The organism is Steroidobacter agaridevorans (genome assembly GCF_009932555.1).
In the GTDB taxonomy this organism is placed as follows: Bacteria; Pseudomonadota; Gammaproteobacteria; order Steroidobacterales; family Steroidobacteraceae; genus Steroidobacter; species Steroidobacter agaridevorans.
On sequence record NZ_BLJO01000001.1, the window covers coordinates 1,062,335 to 1,082,648 of the forward strand.

Sequence of the window (20,314 nt, forward strand, 5' to 3'; positions counted from 1 at the left end):
CCGCACAAGAGGCGCGCGTGCGTGCGGTGTTACTTCGCGGCCTCGATGAATCCATTGGCAGTGAGCCTTCCGACAGTGGGATCCGGGCTGCCGGCGCTATCGGCCAGCAGCGCTGTATGCAATACGTGGCTGCGATAGACGATCAGACGATTGAACACTGCCTCGGAATGTCCGATCAGTTCGTAGTTGCTGGTTCGAGCGTCGACATATCGATGCGCCTGTGACGTTTCAGCGAGCTCTCGCCGAGCCGCGCTTTCATAGATTGCCTGCCTGGATGCGTCGACCGACTCGTAGCCGGTTGCACGATGACGAAAGAATCCGGTGCCGCCGAAGTTGCCGCGGCACAGATAGTGAACCATCGCCAGCCGGTTTGGGTCGGGCGAGTCACGATGCGGAATCTTCTGGACTGGCTGCGCCTCGGCCGCACCGATGGTGGCCAGTGCCAAGAAGCCAAAATAAGAAATGTAGGCTGAGCGCGACAATCCGAAGGCTGCTTCGATCGGACCGCGCAGCGCTGCGATCACGGTCAGGTAGTAAGACTGCGGAATCGGTGCGTTGATGCCGGGGTAGTTCGTGTGATGCGGGACGTAGAAGTTGGCCACGCGCGCCTCGTCGATCATGGCCTGTGGCTCCGCCAGCACATCGTCGACGATCATGAGCGGTTGCCGCTCGGCTCCGACATGCTGCAATCGGACGCTGATGGACTGGCCCAGCAACAACGGCCAGCTTGCTTCGACCGCGCTCATGCTTGAAGTCTCTTCAGATAGGCGTCGTGTGGCGTCTGCTCGAGGACCTTGTCTTTGATGAAGCGCAGGATGCTCTTCAGCTCGGCCTTCAACACATCCGGTGGCGTGCAGTCCGCGGTCGGATCGTGAGTTTCTGGAACCTCACCCTGACCGATGAACTGGGCGAGCCAGCTGTCCAGTGAGAATGTTTCATGCTCGTAGAGCGGCATCTCGCCCCGTGCGCGAAAGGTTGCGATCTTGTGCGCCAACTCGGTGGATGCTGTGATCTCGCGAGCCCGACTCCAGAACGCCGAGGGTTCGTATCGGTTCAGGAGATAGTGCGCGGACTGAAAGTCGCGAAGGCGCTCGAACGCCTGGCGAGTGACACGATTGAATTCAGCACGCTCCGCTGCGCACACGTGCTCGCCCGCAGGAAACAGCGATAGCAGGTGAACGAGGCCCAGGTGGACCGCGTGCACGTCGACGCTGTGAACGGGATCGAACGTGCACGCCGCGCCACCGATGGCGACGCAGTTTCGCTCCCATGCGCGCGAGCGGATTCCCGGAGCGCAGGTTCTGTTGAATGCGTCCCGAAGCGCGAGGCGAGAGATGGTGGTCGCTGAGTCCAGCGCATCGTTCGCGGTGCAGATGTCGCTCGAATAGGCTTGAATGACCTGCGTGCACGAACGACTTGGATAGAGTCCCACCCAGCCGTTCGCATGCGCTCGAACCTCAGCGTAGGGAGGGATGGATGCGAACGCGTTGCTCGAAGCAACGATCACTCGATCCACCGGACTGTGGCCGCTCCAACTCTCTCGCGGCACTTTCAGCGTCGCGCCGATCAGCAGCGCTTCGGGCCCGGTCGCGTCGATGAAGAGATGTCCGCCGATATGGCGCTCGTCGTCCAGGGTGACGGCCGAGATGTCCTCCGTCAGTGGATCCTGCGTCAACTTGGCCGTGGTCGACTGATAAGTCGTGACACCGCGCTGCTGTGCCAGCCGTTTCAAGAAGCGCACGTAGTCGATGGCAGGCAGATGATATGCGTAGTCCGTTCGGCCGTAGCTCTCCGTCGCCCGATCCGGGATGAGCATGCGCCCATGCTTCGCGGTGGCGGCCGTGAGTGAGAAGTCCTCGAAGCTGACGTTGGCTCCGAGCTCGCGGGCTCGCAGCCAATGCGGGAAGAATGGCTTCGTATTGATTGCCGCGCCGTAGGCGCCATAAGCGTGGAAGTACGCTTGCCCAGTACCGTGGGCGATGAAGTTCTGACCCAAGGAGAATACGCTGCGAGTCGAAGCGAGCATCTCCGCTTCCTCGATCCGCAGAAGATTGTGAAGCGCTTCCATCGCGGGCAGCGTCGCGTACACGTCCGATGCATGGAGATGAGTGGGCAGCTCGACCGCCGTGACGCTGACCCCGGAACGATGCAGCGCCGTCTTGAGCACGCAAGCTGACAGCCACAGGTCGAGATCGCGACCGACGACCACCACAGTGTTAACGCGACTCTCGCTCACGATGCCACCGCGTTTGCTCGCGTCAACCGGGCCTCGTTCGCGACCGCATTGGCAGCCTTGATATTCATTGCGTCAACGCACTCGCCTGGGACGCTTCGGATCTGCGCCTCGGCGCAGTAGCGCGCGACGAAGTCAGCGTGCGACGGCATCGCGGCTGCGTTGGACGCGATTCGTTCGTGCAGCTCGCGCATCCTCCTTTCGAGCTGCTCCACACTCACGTTGTCGGCAAGTCGATCGTACGCTCTCGGCATCATCCCTTGTCCGAACAGCACCGCCAGCCAGCTGTCGCGAGAAAACAATCCGTCCTTGTAATACGGCACATGCCCTCGCGCCTCGAACAAGCCGACCTTGTGCACGAGAGTTTCGGGAAGCGGCATCTCACGCACATAATCCCAAAGCGCCTCACCCCGCCTCCGATTGGCGCAGTAGTGAAGGATCAAAAAGTCCCGTACCCGCGCATACTGAATATCGCTCAACCGGTTGAACTCATCCGCGAGCCTCGGATCAACCGCGCGCCCCTGCTCCGGCGTCGGCATGAGCATCGACAAATCGCTGACCGCCGCCTGAATGAGAAAGATGCTCGTCGACTCCAACGGCTCCAGGAACCCGCTCGCGAGCCCCACCGCAACGCAGTTGCGCTTCCACGCTTGAACGCGCCGCCCGGGCCTGAAACGCAGCAGCCGCGGCTCGCCCAACGCTGCGCCACCGAGCTGACTGAGCAAAGTCAGCCGTGCCTGCTCCTCACTGACGAATCGACTGGAGAAAACATACCCGTTGCCAGTCCGATGCTGCAGCGGGATTCGCCAGATCCATCCGCCCGTTTGCGCCGTCGATCTCGTGTACGGCGTGAACTCCCCAGCTCTCTCGCAAGGCACCGCCAAGGCGCGATCGCACGGCAGCCAGGCACTCCAGTCCTCCCATTGCACACCCAGCTTCGATCCCAACAACAGCGAACGAAACCCAGTGCAATCGATAAAGAAGTCACCCTCGATGCGCGCACCCGATTGCATAGCCAGGGATTCGATCGCTCCCGAAGCATCGAGCACAACATCCCGCACCTGCCCTTCGACGCGTTGAACTCCCCGTCCTATCGCCCACCGACGCAAAAAGTCCGCATAAAGGCCCGCGTCGAAGTGATATGCATACGCATAAGTAGAGCGAATCGACTTGCGATCCGCCGTCGGAAACTCAAAGGCATTGCGACGACAAGCCGCGATGGCGTACGAGTACTCCTGAAACGGCGCGACAGCCCCGCCCAATTGCCGAGCCCGAAGCCAGTGATGCTGGAAATCGACACCGCCCCAAGGCTCGCCGAACACGCCGAACGGATGGATGTATCGATCGCCCGGCTGCCCCCAGTTCCTAAACTCGATGCCGAGTTTGAACGTCGCCCGCGTCTCGCGCATGAACTGCGCCTCATCGATCCCCAGCTGGTCGTTGAACGCCTTGATGTGAGGCAGCGTCGCCTCACCCACGCCGACCGTCCCGATCTCATCCGATTCGATGAGTGTGATTCGATAACGCTGCGGATGCAGGGCGCGAGCGAAGGCGGCGGCGGACATCCAGCCCGCCGACCCGCCCCCCACGATGACGATCTGCAACGCTCGCGTCACTGCGATCTCGTCAATACTTGAAGCGCACTCCCAGCTGATAGCGACGATCGCTGCGGATCCACGCCGAGTCGATCTTCACCGGTTTCGCGCCCGGCGTCGCCGCCGAGTCGCCGAACACCTGCTGCTGACTGACCGTGGTGGTGTTCAACAGATTCGAGGCATCCAGCGACACTTCGATGTTGTTGCCGATCTGATAACGAATCGATCCATCGAGATAGCCGCTCGCCTTCTGCCACATCGGCAAGCCGATACAGCAGTCCAGGTTGTTGGTCAGGAACTCGGAGCGCCAGCTGTACGCCAGGCGCGCGCCAATCGGCCCGTACTCGTACAACGCCACGACGTTGTAAGCGTCGTCGGAAATGCCGGCCAGACGATGCGAATCGAGCACGGCGCCGTTGACCTGCAAGCCGCCGCCGAACGCGATCGTGCCACCGGCTGCATAGCCGGGCTGAACCGCGAGATTCGAGTTGTTGATGCCCGATTGATCGACATGCGTGTAGTTCACCTGCGCACCCAGTCCACTCCAGGCTCCGGGCAGGAAGTCGAAGAACGTTTGGAAGCCCACTTCCACGCCTTTCAACGTACCGCCGCCTTCGCCGTTGCGCGGCCCGCGGACCGTCACGACCTGCGTGGTGCCGTTGTTGTCGAACTCCCGATCGAACTCGCCGAAGGCAATGCTGCCGTTGAGCTTCTTGTAGAACAGGCCCACGGTGAACGAACTGCTCTTGCCGAAGTAGTTCTCATAGGACAGATCGAAATTGTCGGCCGTGATCGGCTTCAAGCCGCCGAAGCCCGAGTCGGCATTGAACACAAAGTTATAACCCGTGACATTGCCGGCTGCATCCCGCCTGACGTACGGCGAATCCGGACGCACGTTAAGCACCGGCGCCTGGATGCCGACGAAGTTGCGCAGCAGTCCGAAGTCCGGACGCGACATGGCCCGCGAGTAACCGAAGCGGACGTACTGATGATCGCCGATGCCAAAGCGCACATTGAAGCTGGGCAACCAGTTCTCGTACGTCGTGTCGATATCGTTGTCGGCCCCACCGCCGTTGCTGAAGGCGAGCAACTCGGGCGTCAGCCAACAGGAAATGTTGGTCACCTCATCGCTGCCCAGCGGCGCGCCGCAAGGTGTCGCAGCCTCTTGGAAATACCAGTTCGAGGTTGGGAACGACACGCCGCCGGTGCTCACGACATCCGTCTTCACGTAGCGCACGCCGACGTTGCCACGCACGTTCAGGCCAAACAGCGAGGTGTCTTCGCCGCCGAACTTCAGCATTACATACGCCGCTTTGCTCTTCTCGTTGACATCCAGCAGCTCGGGGGCGATGAAACATCCTTCGGTGTTGGTCGCGCGGCTGCACAGAGGATTCCATGCCAGCGGCGAGCCGGTCGCCTCGCTGCTCAGCGCTCCGATGTGAGCGTCCCGATTCGCGAGTGTGGCGCGATTTAAGTAGACGAGCGGGCCGCTGTCATAAACGCCGCCGTTGTAGAAATCGCCGAGCGTGGTGGATTCCCAAATACCCTCGCCGTAACCCTGAAACGTGCGCCCGGCGGCGCAGTCCGGATACGCCGCCGGCGTGGTGTTGTCGGCATTGAACCCCGGGCCATTGCAATTCCACGGCTGCGCGACCGCCGACCAATTGAAGCTCGAGTAGCGCACCTTTTGTTCTCGGTCCGCATAGCGCACGCCGACCTTCAACGAGTCCAGCCAGCCGCTCTCGCCGATGTCGAACTCGAAATCGGCGCGGCCCGCGGTTTCTTCTGCGTCATTGTCTTCCCAGTGATCCTGGATGAACGGCACATAGTAGTTGTGCGGGTTGGCAAGGCCGCCGGGCGCGTAATTCACATTCGAGCCCGGCAGCAGCTTGATCTGCGGCGTGCCATCCGAGTTCGTCGAATACTGCACATCCGCCATGGTCCGGGAGGCAACCAGGATGTCGTAGTTGTTGGTCTTCGCCACGATGCGCTGGACATCGAACGTGCTGCGCACCTTGTCGGTGATGTCCCAACGCAGATTCGCCGAGATGTCGCGCGTGCCTTCGGTGTGCCCGAAATTGCGCGCTTCGTTGGTCACATCGAGTCCCTGACGATCGGTCGTACAGCTGCCATCGCCGCAGTAGTTCACGAACGGCATGCCAGGGACCGCCGAGCCGCGATTGATACTGTCCTGCCGGCTGCCGGTGCCCCAACCGCCGCCGCCCGTGGGCTGCGTGAGTACACCGGACTCCAGCATGCCGTCCGCACCGAATGTAAAGGCCGGTGTGCCAGCGGCTGGCGCGATGGTCGCCGTGGTTTGCGGCGAATACGCCGCCGCGCCCCACAGGTCGAAGAAGCCGACGTTCGAGCTGCGCTCCAGCCACGGATTGTCGTAACGCGAATCCATGAACTGCAGGGTCGCCAGCACTTTTTCGTCGTTGCTCTCGAACTGCAGCGCCGCCGAGGCGCCGTGACGCTCGCGGTCATAGAGCACTTGTGAGAAGTTCACCTGACGCGGCATGTACTGCCAGTTCGTGCCGCCGTACGGCGTCGAGGTGCACGGGACGGTGCCATCCGCGTTCATGATGGGATTGCCATCCGCATCGTTGTTGCCGCCGTTGCAGAAGGCGCCAATACGTTGCATGACGACGCCTTCGGTCTGCGTCTTCACGTGCGAGTACGCATAGTTGACCATTGCGCCGACGCGGCCCGGGCCGATTTCCCAGACGTTGCTGTAGATTCCCGATGCTTCGTATGTCGTGTCATCGACGCGGTCGCCGTAGTTCGCACGGCCCGTCAGCGACAGCACTTGTCCATCGGAATCGAACGGCAGGCGCGTACGCAGATTCACGCTGCCGGCGATGCCGCCCTCGATCATGTCCGCGGTCTGGTTCTTGTAGGAATCGACACCCGCCATCAACTCCGGCGAAACGTCGTTGAAGTTCAGGCCGCGATAGCCGTCGGCGGAGAAGCTGTCGCGCCCGTTGAATTCGGTGCGCACGAACGTCAAGCCACGAATCAGCACGCTCGCAGGCTCGGCGGAAAAGTGCGTGCTGTCGTCGCTCGACTGCAAGCGGGACACCGTGATGCCCGGCACGCGCTGCAGAGCTTCGGCGACCGACTTGTCGGGAAAGGCGCCGATGTCGGTGGCAGTAATGGAATCGACGAAAGTGTCGGCCTCCCGTTTGATTTCCTGCGCCGTCTCCAACGACTGCCGCACGCCGACGACGACCACCTCTTCCACTTCCGCCGCCGCGCTCACTTGCACGACGGATGAGAGCGCCGCTCCTGTGGCAATGGCTATGGCATTACGCAGCTTGAGGTTTTTTCGGGCGCAGTCGCCCGTTCGCACACCCTTCTGTGGCAGTGTCACGTGAATCCCCCCGATCCGAGTTTGTTGGCGCCGCGCCGGACTCCCGTCAGCGGCTCGGCATTGCTGTCATGGTCATGACGAACTCGGGGGGAATTTTCCTCAGCAGCTCACTTGAGCGCGCGCAGCTTGAACGCCGCGACGATTTGCAGCACGCCGTAGATCAACGCGCCGGCGCCGATCCACCAGGCGGTGACGACCAGGCCGGTCAGCGGGCTGATCACAAAGAGTATGCCGAGCGCGATACTCAGCACGCCGCTGAGCGCGATCAGCCATTCTCCCTTGATTTCCTGGCGCACGCGGATCGCGAAGATGATGCGATAGATGCCGGCGAAGATGAGCCACGCGGCCAGAAACAACAGCAAAGCGCCCGCCGTCCCCACCGGATTGACGACCGCCATGATGCCGAACAGGATCGACAGCACCGCATATAGCAGCACCCAGCCCTTCGACACCGCGACTTTGCCGCTGAACGCAGCAAACAAACTCACGACGCCCTCCGCCAGCGCCAGCACGCCGATGGCCCAAACCATGGCCGTCGCTGCGGCCAGCGGCCGCGCAAGTGCGAACAATCCGAAGATCACGCCCAGGATGCCGTACACCAGCAGCACCCACCAGCTGCGACCGATCAGGGGCAGGATTCCTGGCATTGAATGTCGATCCGATGCGCTGATGCTCATGATCGTCTCCTCTTGAAGAGATTCAGGTCGATCTGCCCCGAGGCACGCCAGGTATGCCTTGCTCGCACTCCAGCGCAGCGCGGTCCCACTTGCCGCTGACAGCCGCCGCTTCATACGTCGATTGCAGAAAGCTCAGCAGCGCCGCCGCCGGATCTTTCGCTGCACGCACTCGCTCGTAGGGCAGCACGAACTCACCGAGGGCTTCGCTGAATGTCGCGTCCTTCGGTTGCACGCGATATTCCTTGAAGCCCGCCGGCGGCGGATAGGCATATGAATAGAACGAAGCGTCGACGTCGGGGCTGGGGCCGCCGGGCCAGAAACCGGCGCTGCTGACTTCATGCGAGTACGCTTCCTGCATCACATCCTGCCGCAGGCCCGGCGCGCTGCCGGTGAACAGCGGCGCCGTCCGCCCCGAGAAGCGAGTCACCGCGAGATCGAAGCTGCCCCAGAAAAAATGCACCGGACTGCTCTTGCCGAGAAAACCGGTACGAAATGTTTTGAAGACCTGATCGCACTGACGCAGCACCTGGGCGAAACGCTGCACGTACTCGCGATCGTAGGACGCATGAGTACGATCGCGGGAGAATGGGATGCCATCGGGAATCTCGCTCGGCAGATCGTCGATCTCGACCTGGATGCCGACCGACTGGAGCTCCTTCAACACCGCCCCATAGAAGTCCGCGACCGACATGGGATGCAACGGAATGCGCCGCGACTGTCCATCGCTCACTTCGATATCGAACTGGTGCTGCCGCAGATCGAAGCGCAGCTCGAAGGTGCGATCGCCGTCAGGAATCGGCGAGGTGGTGAGACCGTTGGTCGTGACGTACAGCGTCACGTGCCAGCCGTGATTGAGCCAGGGCGTACGAGCCAGTCGGATCTTGCCGACGATCTGCGTCCACAGATGCAGCGTCTTGCAAGTCTCTTTCCATGCCGCATAGGGCAGCTCGGGCCAGGAATCCTGAGTCATGGAAGCGCCTCGCAGCAGTTTCAGCTGTCAGCATCTTCCGGCCGCCCCTGTTCCAACAGCAAGTGGAGATCGGCCTTCAAAGCGCGTGACGATGGGCAGACCGCCCTTCACCCTGCAGCGACCACTGAAACTCCTACACGCTGCAGGTTTCTACGCGCCGCGCCCGGCCTCATGAAGCCTTGCGACGAGTGCTCACGGCGTTCGCGAGCTGCTCCAGGATTTGCACCGACGTCTGCCAGTCGACGCATCCATCCGTGATGCTCTGGCCATATTCGAGCGGTTTGCCCGACACGAGCTCCTGCCGGCCGGCCTTCAAATGACTCTCGACCATCACGCCGCTGATGCGACGCTCCCCGGCTTCGATGCGCCGGGCGATATCGGCGATGACGAGCGGTTGATTCTCGGGCTTCTTCGAGCTGTTGCCATGACTCACGTCGACCATCACGCGCGGCGGAAGCTTGGCCGCGTCGAGTTGTTTGCACACTGAATCGATGCTCGCCGAATCGTAGTTCGGCTCCTTGCCGCCGCGCAGGATCACGTGACAATCCCCGTTGCCGCTGGTGGTCGCGATGGCGCTGTGACCTTGCTTGGTCACGGCCAGGAAATGATGGGGAAAGGACGCCGCCTGCACGGCGTCGATCGCAATCTTCACATTGCCGTCGGTGCCGTTCTTGAAGCCCACCGGGCAGGACAAGCCCGACGTCATTTCACGATGCACCTGGCTCTCGGTGGTGCGTGCGCCGATCGCGCCCCAGGTGACCAGGTCGCCGATGTATTGCGGCGTGATGATATCGAGAAATTCGCACCCGGCGGGCAAGCCCAGATCGTTGATGTCGCCCAACAGCTGCCGCGCAATGCGCAGCCCGCGATTGATATTGAAACTGCCGTCGAGATCGGGATCGTTGATCAGCCCCTTCCAACCCACCGTGGTGCGCGGCTTCTCGAAATACACGCGCATGACGATTTCCAATTCATCCTTGAAGCGCTCCCGCTGTTCCCGCAACCGATGGGCATAGTCCATCGCCGCCTTGGTATCGTGAATCGAGCATGGCCCGATGACGACGGCGAGCCGGTCGCTGCGACCGTGCACGATGTCCTGCATGGCTCTGCGGCCCTGCTCGATGGTGGCCGCGGCGGTCTCGGTGCATGGATGCTCGCTCATCACTTGATGAGGAGTGACCAGCTCGCGGATTTCACGAATTCTTAAATCATCGGTACGGGCGTTCACAGGGGCTCCAGGGGCTTACTGGCGGCGCAAAAAAAAACCGCCAGTTTGCTGGCGGTTTTTCGGGTGACTCGGTTCAGGCTACGGTCAAATCGAGGTCAGTCCTTCCGCCAGTGGCTTTGGATAGCTAAAGTAAAACCAATAGCGGACGAAAGACTTTTGCATGGAAGCTTGATAACACAGGAATATTGTCCTGTGCAAGCAGACGCGCGCGTCTACTTCGGATTCGGAATGTGCGGCATGGTGTCCACCCACTGGGTGCGGCACTGGCGCACGCTCGAACCCAGGCCATGCCAGCAAGTGTGAAACACATAGCGCACGTGGTGGTGTCCGGTGTCGACCGTGAAGCCCCATTGCTTTTCAAAGTACAGGTACTCGCCGGGGCCGAGGCGATGGTTGCCCTGGGGATAGCGCCAGTAGCCCTTGATATCGCCGAGCCCGCTCGCGGCCGAATCGCCGAAGCTCTTCAGCATCACACTCTCGATTTCGACGGTGCGACCGCTGGTGTTTTGCAGCGTCACGCCGAACTTGCTGTGGTCGAACACCTTGGTGCCGTCGACGTCGATGGTCGTGTCCGGCTCGAACCGCGGCATGTCTGGATGAAAGAACAGCACGACGGGCTGGTGCGGGCGCTCGGGGTTGTTTCTCAACATCGCCAGGGCTTCTTGCGCGCGTTGTGCATCTGCGGCGTTGTCTGCCTTTTCGGCCAGATACTTCTTCCACTCCAACGCCCGCAGCTCGTACGGATTCTCCTTGAGCGCCGCATCGATCCAGCGGCCCGCGCCCTGCCGGTCACCCGCTTCGTTGTAGGCGTCGGCGATGGAATATTCCAAGCCGCGCCCGATCGATTCGAGCGCAGGGATCGCGAGTTCCGGCAAGCTCAGATAGCGCGCCCGTTCACCCAGGACTTCGAGCACCCAGGGATCTCGCGGCGCCAGCCGGCGCGCCTTCTCATAGTCGAGCAGCGCCGGCGGAAAGACGAAGCCATTGCGAAGCCAAAGCTCCGCACGCCAGAGCGCAGCGACCACATCGTCGTCGCGATCCAGATCTTCGAGCCAGCGCTCCAGCGTCTCGTCACGCAGCGGCAGAGCGTGCATCTCGTGATAGCCCGCCGAGCCGAACTGCTTCAGGCCGAACTCATAGGGAGTATTCGCGTTGCGCAGAAAATACTTGCCCTCGCCGTCGAAGAACAGATTCTTCCAGGTCTCCACCAGATCGATGCGCCACAGCCCTTGTTCTCGATGCAGCAGAATGGGCACGAAACCATGCGCCGGCCGCTCGCTGGTCGCGACCGCATAGTCGCCCTCCACGATGTACTGCAGCGGCTTGGACGATTCGATGCGCTCGAAGCGGCGCAATTCCTCGAACGGCGCAAATGGATAATGTTTGCGCATGAGCCGTGAGCCCTCCGTGAACAGCTCGAGCGACGGATCGCCGGCGAAATCCCCGGTTGCACGCAGATACGCTGCGACGGATTCCTTTGGGTCCTTGGACGGTGCATAACGAGCCCGCAGCTCGGGCGGCACCGTGACCTTCAGGTCGGCATCGATCGGCACGCTCGACAACTTCGTGCCGGCGCCCGCGCCGCCCGAAACATAGCGCTCATATTCGAGATACGCCTTCGCGGTCTTGAAATCGTCGGGCAAGGTCAAGCGGCCCAGCGCCGCCGACAAGTAAACGTGGTCTTTCAAATAGTGCAGGACATCCATCACGGCCATGCCAGCCGCGCCATAAGAAACATACGGCGCCAGCTGGTCGCGCGCGAGTCGGCCCATGTGCAGGTCGGTCAATGCACCTTCGAGCGTGTAGCCGACTTCGATGCGAGCTTTCGCCAACCGTGGATTGAGGACGATCAGCACGCCGCCGACCGGCGAGTCCCTGCCGATCTGCTTGCCCTCGAAAATCTGGTTGGCCTGCTCTTCGATCGACGCTTCGGCGTCATTGATCGTGACCACCCGGACATCGATGCCCAGGTCCTTATAGAAGTCATCGGCCATTCGGCTCAGCCGAGGGACGAACGGCGCCAGCACCGCGGCCTGATCCTCGACGCGGGAATTTTCCTGCGGGACCTGGCGATGTTCCTGTTGAGCGCCTTCGGGCGTTTCGACCAATGTCTCTGCGGGACGACTTTGCTCCCGCGCCGCTGTTGCAGGCGCCGGCGGCTCATTTCTGACCCGTTGAACATGCCAGGCCCCGGCGCCTACGACGCCGAGCAGAGCCAACAGCAAAACCGTCCGGAGAGACATTGCACACTCGCTGAGGCGCTCATGCGCCGCTTCCTGCGGAAATCACCTCGATTATTGTCATGGCAGGCCCGGTCGCCGGACTGTGCGCAAGCTCACGACTCAAGGGGATGCGAGCGGACCTGACTAGAACTTTCGGCGTCCCCGCTCGGCCGACATCCGATGGCTTCCCGCCAATGCCGTGCTGCGCGACTTGATGGTCTTCATGAACAACCATTCGCCGGTCACACGCTGCGGCGTGACGTCGATCATCATGTAGCCGCGTTGACTGGTGTCCGCCCACACCAGCTCGGGATTGGTGGCAACGAACGCGCGAACAACGTCTCTGGGATCCACGCCCAGCTGCCCTTCGATGCCGGGAGACGTAACGCTATGACCTGCGAACTCTATGCCCGCAGGCTGGCCGTCTTCCGCAAGCGAATAGGCCCAGGCGTTGTGACTATCGCCTGACAACATCACCAGATCCGCATCCGCCTGCTGGGCCGCCCGCAACAGGCGCGAGCGAGCGGCGGGATAGCCGTCCCAGCGATCCATCCACATGGGCAGACCGAGTTTGGAGCCACGCACGTCCTTCTTGAACTTGTTGGCGACGTTCTCGCCCGCGTCGGGGCGCAGCCAGCCGGGCGCCGAGTCTGGCATCAACGTGCGGCCCATGATGGTTGCCATGCCGACCATCTGCCAGTGGGAGGCAGCAGCATTGCGCTTCAATTCCTGGGCGAGCCACAGTTCTTGAGTCGAACCGAGCATCGTTGCCGTCGGATCGCGCCACGCGCCGTCACGAAACGCGCGCAGAGCTGCGTCGGGATCGCTCGCTTCGTGCGCCTCTGCCAACTCGGGATATGCCGGTCGCGTGCGCGCGAAAAGGCGTGACTCGGTACGATACAGCGTAGCAAGCGAACCAATGCGATACGCCTTCCACGGTTCTTCAGAAACCGGCAGCCATTCGCGATACGCCTGAATCGAAGCCGCACGGCGCAGACTCCAATCGCCTTCGGACTTCGCCTGATGATTCTGCGCCCCGCCTTCCCAACTGTCGTTGGTGGAGTCATGGTCGTCCCACAACGCGACCATCGGCGCGACCTGATGCAACTTCTGCAGATCCGGATCGGCGCGATAGCAGGCCAGCCGCAGACGGTAGTCCGCCAGGTTGATCATCTCGTGCTCATGCGCCGGCATGACATCTCGTCCCGAGACGAGATCTTTGTCCTTATACGCAGCCAACGCGTACTCGTAGATGTAATCGCCGACATGCAACCACAAGTCGAGATCGTCACGCGCGGCCGCATGGCCGTAAGCATTGAACCAGCCGAGCGGCAGACTCGAGCAGGAAAACACGCCCAAGCGGAAGCGATCGATATTCCCGACCGGCAGCGTCTTGGTGCGTCCAACCGGCGACTTGGAGCCATCCGGCGCGATGAATCGATACCAGTATCTCGTGCCGGGCCGCAGGCCATCGACTGTGAGCTTGGCCGTCCAGTCACGGAACGCGCCGATGCGAACGCTGCCGCCCGACACAACGCGCGTGAAGTCGGAATCCGGCGCTACTTCCGCATCCAGCCGAACATCGTCGACGCCATTCGACGGCACGTAGCGCGTCCACAGCAGCATGGAGTCCGAGCCCGGCTCGCCGCTGGCGACGCTGTGCGTGAAGCCTTTCGCTCCCAACACCGCGGAAGCAAGGCTGCTGCCGATCGGAAGCATCAGCGCGCCCAAGCCCAGCGCGCCTCCAACGACGAGGCGACGCCGATCGATATTCAGAGTCATCGAATCTCTTCCGAAGTCGCGGCAACGAACGGCTTGTTGGCATCGCCAGTCCATCGCATCAACGTGAGATCCGACGTCTGCGCGCCCTTGCTGCCCGAGCTCTCCGAGAGATAGAACAATTTTTTGCCGACCGGTTGGAATCCCACATTGCCCTTCTGCTGCCAACCGCGCACGCCGGTGGCGGCATCCTTCAAGCCATCGTCGGCGAGTGCGAGCAACTGACCTTGTTCCCAACCCTTGCCCTCGGGATCCGGAACGCCGACGAGAACACCCAGCTTCGGTTGCGTACGTGCATCGACGGCGAACAGCAGATAGTTGGGGAAGGAGTTCTTCTTGCCCTGGTACACGCCCATGAACCAGCGCTGCATGGAGTCGTCGTAGGAAAGATTCTGCACACCCCAGGTCGTGTTGCCGGTGCGGACGAAATACTTTCCTCGGTACGAGCTCGGTCCACTGCGATGCGGATCCGATTCATTCAGCGATCGGGCGTACTTTGCCCAATCGCTCACGTCGTACTGAATCAGCACTTGATGATCGTTGTCGTCGCGTGCGGTATCGCCGAAGACACCGTAACCGGCAGTGAGATAGCGCGGGCCATCGACACGGCCGAACGCGGGACCGAAGGCAACGCCATCGATGCCGGAGCTGCCGTAGCGGTGATCCCTGGCGCCATCGGTTTTGCCGTCGCCATCCAGATCGGCAAGGAAGTCCTTGGCCACTTCCGGAAGATGAACCGTCTGGAAAATGTCGCTTTTGCTCGCCTCGATGCCGACGCGATCGAGCCGCTTCACGTCGATCACGGCCACGTAGAACGCGTTGTGCTCGCGATATTCCAGCGAACCGTACACCTTGCCATCGGCGGGATTGAAATCGAGATCGCCGAGGTGGCCCGTCCAGCCGACCACCGTGCCCACCAGCTTGCCGCTGAAATCGTATTTCGCGAGCAGATTGGTGAACGAGTAATAGATATAGCCACCCTGCACGTCCACGGCGATGCCTTGGACGTGCCCCGAATCCCACGTGCCGCCGTTCTGCGTAAGCGGCAACCGCGTGGTGGGCGCAGCGACGGGCTGGGCCGTCGCCACGCAGGTGGTGATGAGCAGCGCTGCGGCCGCAATGAAAGTACGAGCCATCAGAATGTGACCTTCACGCCGAGATTCCACATCGAACCGTAGATCGTGTACTGCTGCACCCGGCTCTCCACGTTGGAGTAGATGATATCAGGCTCGTTGAAGATGTTGCGGCCCGCGAGCTGCACTTCGATCTGGTCCGTGTACTTGTAGCTCGCGCTGATGTTCCAGAGATCGCGCGAGGTGTGATACAGGATGCCATTGTTGGCGGTGGTCGCCGTATTGCTCAGCGCGCTGGTCCGATACTTTCCTTGATAGTTGCCGTTGACCCTGAAGTCGAAAGGACCGTAGGCGTAGCCGACGCCGATATTGGCCGCCCGTTCCGGCATGTTCACGCGCACGCCGTCCGGATCGATGCGCGTTAGCGAGCCGAACACGCTCAGACCTTTCCATGCGCCCGGCAGGAAGGTGAACTGCTGGCTGTATTCGAACGTCAGACCTTCGTTGGTGCTCTTGCCCGGCACGTTCTGCGCGCTACGGAAGGTGAAGCCCGAATATTCGTCGGGACCGAAGCCGACCTCCTCGGGATTGACCTCGATGCCGGCAATCTGCATGTCTTTGATGTCGAGCTTGTAGTAGGACAGCCCGATCAGGCCGGACGGCTCGAGGTAGTACTGCAGGGCTGCGAAATACTTTGTGGCGTGCTCGGGCTGCAGCTCCGGGTTCGGCACGTTGACGATCGAAGTGTCCTCGTTCACCGTCACGACGCCGCCAAGGTTGCCGTAGTCGGGTCGCAGAATCGCCTGACTGAAGGCGAGCTGACCTACCAGCTTCGGGGTGAAGTCGTACTTGACGCCGCCGCTCAGGAACCAGTCGTCGTACTCGCCATGGCGATCGGAGTACGCGCCGTTGTTGTACTGATACAGCAGGCCTTCGACGGTGTTGACGTCGAGACCGGCGGCACTCACTTCGGCGGGCGTGCGAATGGTTGCTACGCGCGCTGCCGTCTTCGTCTTCTCATAACGCACACCGAGGTCGAAGCGCGCGTTCCCGACGCGGGTCTCGCCTTCGATGTAAGCAGCCTCAACGTCTTCCTGGATGCGCTTGTTGAAGTCCAGCTGGCGCTTGAGGTTGCCGACGGTGTCGGGCACGAAATATTCGGGATGTTCCTTGTAGATGTCATACACCGCATAGTTGCTGTCGGCGCGCCAGTTCTGGGCGTTCATGTTGCCGGCGTTGAAGCCGTCGATTGCAAACTGATAATTCTGGGTCCACGGAATGACGGACGAGGGATCCCGCTGTGAGAGATCGCCATTCGGGCCCACGTACTGGAACTGCTCGTAGGAACCCTCGTCGGTTCTCCAGTCATTCGTACGGCTGCCCAAGCCGGTGTAGAGCGTGACCGGCAGGTCGCCGAAGTCGAGATCCTTCTTCAGGTCCAGATTGACGCCGTACTGTTCGTTGATGGCATCGGACTGGTGGGTGCGGATGTTGTTGCCGATGTCCGCGTCACGATTGAAGTTCGTGGGATCGCTCCAGTCACGGCCTGCGGTCTGCGTGAGGTTCCACGCGTTCGAGTCCTGCGAGGCGCGATCGAGCGTGAAGCCGATGCCGGTCAGCCAGCTGTCGGTGCGCTGGAAGAAGCCTTCGTCATTGTCACGGAAGTTGAATTCCGAGCGGGAGTAGCTCGGGCGCAGCGCGACCTCCAGCGTATCGCCCTTGAATTCCAGCTTCGGCGCAATGGTGTACGTCGGCGTGCCGGCGTAGCGATGCGAATACTCGGTGCGCAAGCGCGTGTTGGTCCCATTCGGATTCACGACGATGTGCGTGGGCGTGGAATCCGGCGTGGCATAGGACGTCGAAGCCGTGCCGAAGTACAGGTACGTGTACTGGTTGAAGTACTCGACGTCGTAGAACGAGTACATGCTCCGCAGCGACAACACCAGGTCGTCGGTGATCTGATAGTCCGCACTCAGGTTGGCAGCCGTGCGCGTCGTCATCTTCGGGCCCGGACGCCACATGACGCGATAAGGCATGACGCGGCCATCGGGAAGGTACGACCAGTCGGTCTGGATACGATCCTGCTGGACGTAGTTGGCGTTGTAGCTCGTGTTGAACGCAACGCCCAGGCGGCCGTCCAGCAAGATGTCGCTGTAGCCGAGCTGTGCCGATGGATAGATGGTCGAATGTTTCTTGTCGTCCGGGAAGTACTTGCGTGAGGACGTGGAGTCGGAGGTGCCGACGCCGCCGAGCTGCAAAATGATTTCGCGGCCGGTCAACTCGAGCGCGGACTTGCTGCGCAGGTTGATCGTGCCACCGGGCGAGTCGGCGTCCATGCGGGCCGTGAGCGTGTTGTTGAGCTCGATCGCCTCGATGCCGGTGATGGACATCTGCTCGAAGGAGTTCTGACGGCCGGTGTTGTTGTTCGACGTCGCGGTGGCCATGCGGGCGCCGTCGATGGTGAACGTGGAATATTTCGGGTCGAGGCCGCCGATGCGCACGGCCGTGGCGTCCACTTCGGTGTAGTCGAGCGAAATGCCCGGCATGGACTTCATGAACTCGCCCACATCGCCCATGGTGAGCGCACCGAAGTTGTCGGCGGCGACCACGTTCTTTGCATTCATGGCGGCGCGACGCTCCATGATGGCGCTGGCCTGGCCCTCGCGCTTCGCGGTGACGATCACCATGTTGACTTCGTCCGGACCGCCCGCGTCGGCGTAGGAAGGGACGCGGAGCTCGAAATCCAGCGTGACGATCTGATCGGCGAGCACGGTGACCGCCGCCTTCGAGTCTTGCAGACCGGTATATCTGACGAGAACGGTGATCTCGCCGGCCGGCACGCTGTTGAGACGGAAATTGCCGCCATCTTCGGAGTAAGTAACGATCGTCGTGCCTTCGATCCGAATCTCGGCGTTACGCACGTACTCGCCGGTTGCGGTGTTGAGAATGCGACCTCGTACGCCGCCAGTGCCGACGTTCTGCTGAGTCTGCGAACGCGCGGCAGCGCTGCCCGCCTGCTCCAGCAAAATCACATTGCCTTCATCGGACTTGATGCTCAGGCCCGTACCCGCCAGCAATGTGCGCAACGCTTCGCGCGCATCCATTTCGCCGCCGATCGCCGGCGTGTCGATGCCTTCCAACGATCCTGCCGGCGCAATGATCTGCACCTGCGCCTGCCGCGCCAACTCGGGAATGGCCGTGACCGCCGGCTGTGCCGGAACTTCAAACTTGCGCTGTTGCGCATTGACCTGAGGCGCGGCCGCCAGCGCGGCGGCGATGGCACTGGCCAGCAGGACGTTCTTGTAACGATTCATGTCTGTTCTCGACGAGCTCAATGAGCAGTTGAGAACAGAGAGCGCTGGCGCCGACGTTTCCGTCTGCTGTCAAAAAAACTTCAAAGTCGCGAGGTCAGTGTCGGGCAGCGATCACGATTCGCTCGCCTTCCTGTCGCACATCCGCGTCGAATACATTCGCGACGGCGCGGCTGAAGCCCAGTGCATTGTTGACTGCGAACAGCCCCGTGACCGGCGCTTTCGCCAACTCCGGATCGGCGATGACGATGGGCGTGTCGCTGTAGCGCGCATAAAGCGAAACCGCTTCCGCCAGCGTCTCGCCCTGCAAGGCAATCTTTCCTTCGCGCCACGCCAGCTCGCGGCTGAGTTGTCCATAAGACAGCGCTCGCAGCTGCCATCCCTGCTCCTTGCCTTCGAGCAACGACGCGCCGGTGTTCGCCGACAGCGGCATCGTCGCCTGTTTCTCTTCGGCCAGCACGACACGGCCCTCCTGAACCAGGATCTGCGCGGGCTGATCGTTCAGTTTGCGCACGACGAAAGTGGCCGCCGCACCTTCCAGCTGCTTGCCATCGACTTCCACCAAAGTCGGCGACGCCGCGCCGGAGCCTTCGATCAGCACTTCGCCTCGCAACACACGGATGCGGCGCTGGCCATCGTCACCGTAAACCTTGATGTGGGTATCGGTGTTGAGTGTCACCGTCGTGCCATCTCCCAATGGCACAGTACGCATCTCGCCTTTGGCCGTGGCATAGGCCGTAGGCATCTGCAACGTGGCCACCAGCATCACGACGACCACGAGCGACGCCGCTAACGCGCCGCTCCACTTCATCATCGGTCGTCGGCGCTCGATGGGTGCGGCTGCCGCAAGTTGAAAGTTCTCAGGCTCGTATTGTGGCCCGAGTGCGCGCGCGGACTCACTGCGCATCCATAGAGCCCGGGCGCGAATGAACGCGCCACGGCGGCGACGATCCGCTGCCAGCCATTTCGTCAGCTCTTCGGCTTCGCTGGCGGTCAGGGGCGCACGATCCATCCGGGCCACCCATGCCGCGGCGGCTCGCTCAATATCCTGACTGGTTTCGCGCTCTTGCACCGGCACGCCTTTGTTCACGCTTCAACTGGCTGCTTTCATGGTCGAAAGTGGCCGAGGCCCTTTCGACTCGTCGGTCAAAAGGCGCGACTTTTGCCCGACGACCGGTTTTGGCCGGTGGGTTTCCGCCACTGGCAAACCAATCTCCCAACCAGCGAAGACCACGAACGATGTGCTTCTCGACGGTATTCTCTGAGAGTCCCATGCGCGAAGCGATCTCCCGCTGAGACAAGCCGCGGACGCGGCGTAAAACGAAGGCTTCGCGAGTCTGCCCCGGCATGCTGGCGATGACTTCGGCCAGGCGGCGCAGCTCGTCGTGCGCGATGGCGCTTTGTTCCGGAGTTGCCGCATCGTCGGGCAGGTCCGCCAGCCCGAGATCTTCGACCGCGAGGATGGGCACGATCCGCGCCCGGCGAATGCTTCGAACGACCAACGAATGGGCCACCTGAAACAGGTAGGCGCGCGGATTCAGGATGTCGTCCACGCGTTCGCGCTCGGCCAACAGCGCATAGCTCTCCTGAACTATGTCATCCACGTCGAAGGCCGCCGGCGCGCGACGGCGCGACAGCCAGCCCCTGAGGGCGGCCTCGTGGGGCAGGATGTGATGCATGAACCAGCGAGCCCTCTCGACATCGTCCAGAGGGAAATCCTTGTCCCCCTCCAATTCGGTTCGATCAGACACCCGCGTCCCCAACACCCCGGCAGGAAAAAGACGGCAGATGCTAGGCGGAGTGTATGACGGCCATGTTTCAGCCCCGGCCGTCGAGGTAACTATTTGTGATCT

Annotated in this window: 13 protein-coding genes; all 13 read right to left on the reverse strand. The window is 61.8% G+C overall.

Annotated elements, in window-relative coordinates:
- Positions 1 to 29: 29 nt before the first annotated feature.
- On the reverse strand, positions 30 to 746 hold the full coding sequence (locus GYH35_RS04655) for a DUF6445 family protein (protein ID WP_161827757.1): 717 nt from the start codon (positions 744 to 746) through the stop codon (positions 30 to 32).
- A complete protein-coding gene (locus GYH35_RS04660) occupies positions 743 to 2,236 on the reverse strand; it encodes a tryptophan 7-halogenase (protein WP_161814525.1) in 1,494 nt (497 codons plus the stop codon). Before GYH35_RS04660 ends, GYH35_RS04655 begins: the two co-directional genes overlap by 4 nt.
- Positions 2,233 to 3,849, reverse strand: coding sequence for a tryptophan halogenase family protein (locus GYH35_RS04665; protein ID WP_202624082.1), 1,617 nt, complete (start codon positions 3,847 to 3,849; stop codon positions 2,233 to 2,235). Before GYH35_RS04665 ends, GYH35_RS04660 begins: the two co-directional genes overlap by 4 nt.
- A 10-nt stretch (positions 3,850 to 3,859) precedes the next feature.
- Positions 3,860 to 7,201 (reverse strand): TonB-dependent receptor, encoded by a 3,342-nt coding sequence (locus GYH35_RS04670; protein WP_202624083.1) that lies wholly within the window; start codon positions 7,199 to 7,201, stop codon positions 3,860 to 3,862.
- Between the two features lie 107 nt (positions 7,202 to 7,308).
- Positions 7,309 to 7,878 carry an HdeD family acid-resistance protein gene (locus GYH35_RS04675; protein ID WP_235936694.1) on the reverse strand — a complete coding sequence of 190 codons (570 nt, stop codon included), beginning with the start codon at positions 7,876 to 7,878 and terminating at the stop codon, positions 7,309 to 7,311.
- A gap of 22 nt (positions 7,879 to 7,900) precedes the next feature.
- Positions 7,901 to 8,848 carry a DUF5996 family protein gene (locus GYH35_RS04680; RefSeq protein ID WP_161814526.1) on the reverse strand — a complete coding sequence of 316 codons (948 nt, stop codon included), beginning with the start codon at positions 8,846 to 8,848 and terminating at the stop codon, positions 7,901 to 7,903.
- Positions 8,849 to 9,017: 169 nt separating this feature from the next.
- Entirely contained in the window at positions 9,018 to 10,076 is a 1,059-nt protein-coding gene (locus GYH35_RS04685; RefSeq protein ID WP_161827758.1) for a 3-deoxy-7-phosphoheptulonate synthase, read from the reverse strand.
- 212 nt (positions 10,077 to 10,288) lie between these two features.
- Positions 10,289 to 12,319 (reverse strand): TPM domain-containing protein, encoded by a 2,031-nt coding sequence (locus GYH35_RS04690; protein WP_161827759.1) that lies wholly within the window; start codon positions 12,317 to 12,319, stop codon positions 10,289 to 10,291.
- A gap of 123 nt (positions 12,320 to 12,442) precedes the next feature.
- Positions 12,443 to 14,080 (reverse strand): alkaline phosphatase D family protein, encoded by a 1,638-nt coding sequence (locus tag GYH35_RS04695; RefSeq protein ID WP_161827760.1) that lies wholly within the window; start codon positions 14,078 to 14,080, stop codon positions 12,443 to 12,445.
- Positions 14,077 to 15,213: a hypothetical protein gene (locus GYH35_RS04700; RefSeq protein WP_202624084.1), complete on the reverse strand. Its 1,137-nt coding sequence runs from the start codon at positions 15,211 to 15,213 to the stop codon at positions 14,077 to 14,079. Before GYH35_RS04700 ends, GYH35_RS04695 begins: the two co-directional genes overlap by 4 nt.
- Positions 15,213 to 18,464: a TonB-dependent receptor gene (locus tag GYH35_RS04705; protein ID WP_161827761.1), complete on the reverse strand. Its 3,252-nt coding sequence runs from the start codon at positions 18,462 to 18,464 to the stop codon at positions 15,213 to 15,215. The genes GYH35_RS04700 and GYH35_RS04705 overlap by 1 nt, the downstream gene beginning before the upstream one ends.
- A gap of 94 nt (positions 18,465 to 18,558) precedes the next feature.
- Complete coding sequence (locus GYH35_RS04710; RefSeq protein ID WP_161827986.1) at positions 18,559 to 19,473, reverse strand: FecR family protein; 915 nt, start codon at positions 19,471 to 19,473, stop codon at positions 18,559 to 18,561.
- Positions 19,474 to 19,501: 28 nt separating this feature from the next.
- Positions 19,502 to 20,212 carry an RNA polymerase sigma factor gene (locus tag GYH35_RS04715; RefSeq protein ID WP_202624085.1) on the reverse strand — a complete coding sequence of 237 codons (711 nt, stop codon included), beginning with the start codon at positions 20,210 to 20,212 and terminating at the stop codon, positions 19,502 to 19,504.
- Between the last annotated feature and the right edge of the window lie 102 nt (positions 20,213 to 20,314).